The sequence below is a fragment of the Duganella phyllosphaerae genome (assembly GCF_001758785.1).
Classification (GTDB): domain Bacteria; phylum Pseudomonadota; class Gammaproteobacteria; order Burkholderiales; family Burkholderiaceae_D; genus Rugamonas; species Rugamonas phyllosphaerae.
On the sequence record NZ_LROM01000148.1, the window covers coordinates 19859 to 27014 of the forward strand.

6 protein-coding genes are annotated in these 7156 nt (G+C 60.4%); 5 read left to right on the top strand and 1 reads right to left on the bottom strand.

Annotated elements, in window-relative coordinates:
• Positions 1 to 26: 26 nt before the first annotated feature.
• From DUPY_RS24930 to DUPY_RS28105, 4 genes are all read left to right on the top strand, one after another.
• A complete protein-coding gene (locus DUPY_RS24930; RefSeq protein ID WP_070251848.1) occupies positions 27 to 1241 on the top strand; it encodes an MFS transporter in 1215 nt (404 codons plus the stop codon).
• Positions 1242 to 1306: 65 nt separating this feature from the next.
• On the top strand, positions 1307 to 1732 hold the full coding sequence (locus DUPY_RS27375; protein WP_071651702.1) for a hypothetical protein: 426 nt from the start codon (positions 1307 to 1309) through the stop codon (positions 1730 to 1732).
• Entirely contained in the window at positions 1729 to 1911 is a 183-nt protein-coding gene (locus tag DUPY_RS28100; RefSeq protein WP_070251849.1) for a hypothetical protein, read from the top strand. Before DUPY_RS27375 ends, DUPY_RS28100 begins: the two co-directional genes overlap by 4 nt.
• A gap of 191 nt (positions 1912 to 2102) precedes the next feature.
• Positions 2103 to 2723, top strand: coding sequence for a PEPxxWA-CTERM sorting domain-containing protein (locus DUPY_RS28105; protein ID WP_070251850.1), 621 nt, complete (start codon positions 2103 to 2105; stop codon positions 2721 to 2723).
• Between the two features lie 139 nt (positions 2724 to 2862).
• On the opposite strand, the gene DUPY_RS24945 is transcribed toward DUPY_RS28105, so the two are convergent.
• On the bottom strand, positions 2863 to 5124 hold the full coding sequence (locus DUPY_RS24945; RefSeq protein ID WP_070251851.1) for a carboxy terminal-processing peptidase: 2262 nt from the start codon (positions 5122 to 5124) through the stop codon (positions 2863 to 2865).
• Positions 5125 to 5558: 434 nt separating this feature from the next.
• Here DUPY_RS24945 and DUPY_RS24950 point away from each other — a divergent pair.
• A partial coding sequence (locus tag DUPY_RS24950) for a methyl-accepting chemotaxis protein (protein WP_070251852.1) occupies positions 5559 to 7156 on the top strand: 1598 nt, incomplete at its 3' end.

The following is a 7156-nucleotide window of genomic DNA, read 5'->3' on the forward strand; positions in this document are numbered from 1 at the left end:
TTGTCTTGCGAGCCGTTAGGAGCATCATGCGTCAACCTTCTCTTCCCCGCACGCTGGTAGTTTTGCTTGCCTGCGCCAGCGGTTTCAGTGTCGCCAACGTCTATTACGCCCAGCCGCTGCTCGGCGCGCTGGCCGACGACTTCGGCATTTCGCGAGCCGCCGTCGGTGGGGTCATCACTGCCACCCAGGCTGGCAGCGTGCTGGCCTTGCTGCTACTGGTACCGCTGGGCGACCTGCTACCGCGCCGGCGACTGATGCTGGCCCAGCTGCTGGCCCTGGTGGTGGCCCTGGCAGCGGCAGCGTGCGCCCACAACGCCGCGTGGCTGATGGCGGCCATGCTGGTGGTAGGGCTGCTCGGCACCGCCATGACCCAGGGACTGATCGCCTATGCGGCCGCAGCGGCCCAGCCAGCCGAGCGTGGCGCCGTGGTAGGTGCTGCCCAGGGCGGCGTGGTATCGGGCTTGTTGCTGGCGCGGGTGGTGGCCGGCTCGGTTGCCGACCTGGCCGGCTGGCGCGCGGTGTATGGTGGCTCGGCGCTGGCGATGCTGGTGATGGCGGGGTTGCTGTGGCGGCTGTTACCGGCCTTGCCGATTCAGCAACCAGCACTGTCGTACCCGCGCCTGCTCGCTTCGATGTTCACGCTGCTGCGCGACGATCGCGTGCTGCAAGTGCGCGGAGTGATCGCGCTGCTGATGTTCGCTGCCTTCAATATCCTGTGGAGCGCGCTGGTATTGCCGCTCAGCGCCGCACCCTACCACTATTCGCACGCTGCCATCGGCGCCTTCGGCCTGGTCGGACTGGCCGGCACCTTGGCCGCCACCCGCGCCGGCCGCTGGGCAGATCGCGGCTACAGCCGGCGCACCAGCGCAACCGCCCTGGTGCTGCTGGTACTGTCGTGGCTGCCGCTGAGCCTGGCTTTTCAGCCTGGCGCCGGCATGACCACGACCATATCCATGCTGGTACTTGGCATATTGATGCTCGATCTTGGCGTGCAAGCGCTGCACGTTACCAACCAAGGCCTGATATTCGGAACCAGCGGCGGCGCGCACAGCCGGCTGGTGGGCTGCTATATGTTGTTCTACGCGGTGGGCAGCGGCATTGGCGCCTGGGCGGCGACGGTGGTATTCAGCGTCGCTGGCTGGAACGGTGTCTGCGCACTCGGCGCCGCGGTGAGCCTGGCGGCACTGGTCTGTTGGGCTTGGACAGGAAGCGATAAGCTACTCAAAACGACGGGTGCGTGATACGCATCAATTTTGACTGAATACGCCGTCTTAAGCTCTTGGTCTTCTTTACCAAAGGAAATTCCATGTCTAACTTTTACCGGTATTTCAAAGAAAATATGGATAGCCTCGGATTGCCTGCGCCCGAGAGCTTGTTCGGTACGCTACAAATAACTATCGGGACCTTGACCGTATTGCTCACCAATATAGATAAATTCGGCAAGACCGTCACGGTGGGAGAGTTGATTGGTACAGGTACCCGCCTTGAAAAGTTAGCCACAATGGCGGCCATCTCCGCCGCATTCTATGTAGGAGCATGTATCGGCAGTCTCGCTGTCGCCACCGGCCGCACTCTCGGGGGTGGCAGGGATATCGCAGATGTTTTACTATTAGCGCGACAACACCGGTTGGAGCGCGCTTGGCTCGCGCCGGTTCTGTTAAAAGCGCCACCGATCTATCACCCGAATGCTGCAGGCCGTTATTCTTGCCGATATAACTCGTCAAAACCATGAAAGCAAACGCCAAAGATAGACTTGCATTGTTGCTTTGCGCATTGCTTTGCGCTGGCATGGCGTGGGTATTTTGGTACTTGCTTGAGAAAGATGGTTTCGTCGTTGTCACCATCATTGCCTTGTTGGGACTGCTCGCCGACAACTATCGTCTACGCCGCCTGCTGCGGCGCACCTCCTAGCAGACTGCCAAGCTTGCCGGGCCAGCGCAGCGCTGGCCCGAGCCTCATCGTGCCCGCGCCTGATCCTGTCCGAATGTCGCGTGCCAATCACACCTGCACGTTAAAGGTTGCGGCTTAAACTAGCCGCAGTTATATTGCATCGGATGCATGGCTTCCATGCAAGAATCCCCTTACCGATAGCAGGACTCAAGATGATGAACTCGTTGAAAAAGATGGCCGGCGCAGCTGCCGTGTTGTGTGCGTTGGGTACGGCGCCTCTCGCTCAGGCCGGCCTGGTCACGTTCGATATCAAGTGGAGCAACGGCAGCGGCATCGATACCGCTTTTGCCGAGTTGACGCTTGACTCGTTATTGATCGACACCACGCCCACCGTTCCGCACGCCATCGATATGGCCCAGATCGCCAGCTTGAAACTGACCGTCAGCGGCGCCGGGGTCGGCAACGGGGTGTTTGGCAAGCAGGATTTCTCTTCGATCCTGTTCTATGCGCGGGCACCGGTGGACTTTACCCGCGAACTGATCGGCCAGCGCGTGGTGGTGGGCACCAATCCGCGCGACAGCACGACCTACGGCGATGCCGACGGCATTTCAGGCGGCTTCGGCTTTTTCGCCAAGGAGCTGACCACGCCCAGCGTGGTACGGCCGTTTGCCATGGTTACAGACCGCACCGTGGACAATGCCGATTTTCTGACGGTGCGGTCTATCCTGGCGCGCGACACCGTCTCGGCCGTGCCGGAACCTGCAACCTGGGCCATGCTGCTCGGTGGCCTGGCACTGGTGACTGCGTGCGTACGCCGCAAACAGCGCACGTAAAAAAAAGCCCGCTCACTGAGCGGGCTGAATCTATTTTCTTGGAGGAGAATAGAGGAGACAGGAATGATAATGCCGCTGTGCAGCATATAAATCCAATTTATATTGGAAATATTGGAAATTCACAGCAAGCATAACTCTGTTATTTACCAGCGGTCGTCGGTTGCGCATAAGGTAACACTCGCGCCGCCATGCGGCTATCGGCCTTGAGCAACGCCACCTCATCGGCCAGGGCGTGCACCGCTTCGTTGAGCAACACGTCCTTGGCTGCCTTGGCCAGTTTTTCCGCTTCCAGCTCGGCTGCCAGCGTACGCTCGGCGCCCTGCAGGCCGTCGTCGCTGCGCAACGCGCCCTTCACCCCTGCCACTTTGGGGATCGGTGCGGTCTTGCCGCTGGCCGGCTTGGCGGCGATTGCCTTGTTGAGCGCGTCTTTCGGATCGGGCAACAGGATGGGATCGTCGGCGCCCGGGGCCGCCAGCAAACGGGCCTCGCGCAGCTTGGCGCGCGATTCCTGCTGTTCGCGTTCCTTGCGGCGCACGGTTTCGTTGAGCGAAATCGCGTTTTCCTTGCGCTGCTTGTTCACCAGGGCGATATCCTCGGCCAGGTACTGGAAGTCCTTATCCTTGGCGATGCGCGCCACGTGCTTTTTATCGAGCACCGGGATGATTTCCTTGAGGTCGCCCGCCGGGATGTACGTGGCAGGTGCAATCTGGGTCCATGGCAAGGCATTGTCATAGCTCGACTCGCCGAACGATTCGGCGTCCGTCATGGTGGGCAGCTTCAGGTCGGGCGTAACGCCGCGCAACTGGGTGGTGCCGCCGTTGATACGGAAGAACTGCGCGATGGTGAACTTGACTTCGCCATACCGCACCTTGTCGTCCTGGGCAAAACGGTCCAGGCTGAACAGGGTTTGCACCGTGCCCTTGCCAAAGCTCGGTTCGCCGATGATCACGCCACGGCCGTAGTCCTGGATCGCTGCGGCAAAAATCTCCGACGCCGAGGCAGAACCACGGTTGATCAGCACGCCCATCGGGCCGTCCCAGGTCATGCCGGCGCGGGTGTCGCTTTCCACTTCCACTTTCTTGTCGGCGCTGCGCTGCATCACGACCGGGCCCTTGTCGATGAACAGGCCGGTCAGTTCCACCGCCTCGTTCAGCGAGCCGCCGCCGTTGTTGCGCAGGTCGATCAGGACGTTGTCGACTTTATCCTTCTTGAGTTCGACCAGCAGGCGTTCGACGTCGCGGGTGGCGCTCTTGAAATCCTTGTCGCCCTTGCGGCGCGCTTCGAAATCCTGGTAGAACGTTGGCAGCGAGATCACGCCCACGCGGCGCTTGGCGTTGCCATCCTTGACTTCGTAAATGGTTTTCTTGGCTGACTGTTCTTCCATGCTGATCTTCTGGCGCACCAGCGAAACGAACGCGTGCTTCCCATCGGGACCGGCGTCGGCCGGGATGATTTCGAGCTTGACGGTGGAGTCCTTGGGACCGCGGATCAGCGCGACCACGTCGTCCAGGCGCCAGCCGAGCACTTCGGTCATCGGGCCCTTCTCGTCCTTGGCCACACCGACGATACGGTCGCCCACCTTGATCTTGCCGGACAGGCCGGCCGGGCTGCCCGGCACGACTTCGCGCACGACCACGTAGTCGTCGCGGCTTTGCAGAACGCAGCCGATGCCCTCAAGCGACAGGCGCATGGAGATGTCGAAATTGTCGGCGGCGCGCGGACCGAGGTAATTGGTATGCGGCTCGATCGACATGGCGTATGCATTCATGAAGATCTGGAACGCATCTTCGCTGGTCGGTTGGCGCGACGGGCTCAGGTAGTTCTCGTAGCGCTTGTCGAGCGTTTCGCGGATGCTCTTGTCGTCCTTGCCGGCCAGTTTCAGGCGCAGCCATTCATTCTTGACGCGTTTGCGCCACAGGTCTTTCATGTCGGCGTCGCTCTTGACCCAATCGGCCTTTTCGCGGTCGATCTGGTAGGTCTCGTCCGACGTGAACTCGAACTTGCCGGTCTTGACCAACTCGCGTGCATAGGCGATGCGGTCACGCAAGCGAGTCTGGTACAGGTTGAAGATGGCGAACGGTACGCTGAGGTTTTCTCCATTGATGGCGTCGTCCAGGCGGGTGCGCACGATGGCGTACTGGTTCAGGTCGGACTGGGTGAAGAACAGTTTTTCCGAATCCAGCGATTTGAAATAGCGGTCGAAGATCTTTTCCGACATGGCGTCGTCGAGCGGTGCAGCCTTGTAATGCAGCTTGGTCAGCACCCGCGAGGCCAGCACAGCGGCCTGGGCTTGGCCAACCTGGGGCTTGAGCGGCGCATCTGCCACTTTGTCCGGCACGGCAGCGCCGGCCTGGAAGGACAGGGCCGCGATCATGGCCACCAACAGCATTTTTTTCTTCATCGGCTAACTCCGGAGTATTTATCTATAGGTTATTGCAGGCGCAGCATTGAATTTCATTCTACAGGATAGCAGTTGGCACGCCGTTCTGTGAATCGCGAGTTTCCGCCACGAACCTTAAGCGCGGCTGAACACCATCTCTCGCAATACGTAGTAACCCGTATTTAAATTCAGCAATATATTATTTAAGTCATTGTTTTAGAAAAGGAAATTCCTTGATATACGTCAAAATTTTGATTGCTCAAGGGAAAAATTCTGCTAAAATTTAGACTTATCGCATCAATTGCATTCAATGATGACGCCGCCCCGGCACCCGGCGGTGGGCAGCTCGCCTCAGCTGTTGAGGTACATGTTTTGCCTGGCCTCAAGCAGCGCTCCCGACTCTTCGGGGCATATCCCGTTTCCGAACCACCAATAACAGCAATAACTGGAATCCAATGACCAAATCCCTGATGAATCCCCGCGACTGGGGTGTCGGCACCAAGATTACCGTGTTCACCTTCGCGCTGATGACGGTGATCATGGCCGTGATCCTAGTGCTGATCAACCACAGCACTTCGGCCATGTTGACCGAGCGCGCCAAGTCCAACGTCGCCAACTCGCTGAGCGGCATCAGCAACACGGTCGAGGTGTTCAACAACGCCATGACCAACGAGGCGTCGAGCTTCGCGCGCCTGTTCGCTTCCGAGTTCGATGGCGGCAAGTTCAGCCTCGACCCGGCCACCACGGTCGAGATCGCCGGCAAACCGACGCCATCGCTGATGCATGGCGGCAAAGCGCTCAACCTCGACTTCACCGGCCCGGACAAGTTCACCAATGAAACCGGCGTGATCGCCACCATTTTTGCCGCCAACGGCGCCGAGTTTGTGCGCGTGACCACGTCTCTCAAGAAAGAGAACGGCGAACGCGCGGTCGGCACCCAGCTCGACCACGCCCACCCCAGCTACCCGCTGCTGCGCAACGGCCAGCGTTATATTGGCCTCGCCACGCTGTTCGGCAAGCAGTTCATCACCCAATACGATCCGATCAAGGATGCGGCCGGCAACGTCATCGGCGTGCTGTTCATCGGCCTCGACATCTCCAAGAACATGGATATGCTCAAGCAGAAGATCAAGGCGATCAAGATCGGCGACACCGGCTACATCTACGTCATCAATGCCGCCAAGGGTGAGAAACAGGGCGTTGCGCTGATCCATCCCAAGCGCGAAGGCGACAACCTGATCGATACCAAGAGCACCGACGGCAAGGCCATCATCCGCGAGATGCTGGAGGCCAAGTCCGGCGGCATGACCTACAACTGGGCCGCCAGCGAAAACGAGTCGCCACGCCAGAAAATGGTCGAGTTCCACACCTTCAAGGACTGGAACTGGCTGATCGTGGGCGGCACCTATACCGACGAAATCACCAGCGAAGCGGCCACCCTGCGCAACCGCTACGCGCTGATCGGCCTGGCCGCGCTGGTGATCTTCGCCCTCATCCTGTTCCTGCTGGTGCGCACCGTGGTGTCGCGGCCGCTGGCCCGCGCCGAGGAAGCCGCCGACCGCATCGCCAAGGGCGACCTCGACGTGCACCTGGAAATCCATAACAACGATGAAATCGGCCTGGTGCTGCGCGCCCTCAATGGCATCAGCAGCAACCTCTCGAGCGTGGTAGGCCAGGTACGCGCCGGCGCCGACCAGATCACCACGGCAGCGACCGAAATCGCCAACGGCAATCTCGACCTGTCGAGCCGCACCGAAGAGCAGGCGTCGAGCCTGGAGCAAACCGCCGCCTCGATGGAAGAGCTGAGCGGCGCCGTGCGCCAGAACGCCGACAACGCGGCCCAGGCCAACCAGATGGCGATGGCCGCCTCTGGCGTCGCTGCCAAGGGTGGCGAGGTGGTGGCGCAGGTGGTCGATACCATGGGCTCGATCAACGCCTCCTCGCGCAAGATCGTCGACATCATTTCGGTCATCGACGGCATCGCCTTCCAGACCAATATCCTGGCGCTGAACGCGGCAGTGGAAGCGGCCCGAGCCGGCGAACAGGGCCGTGG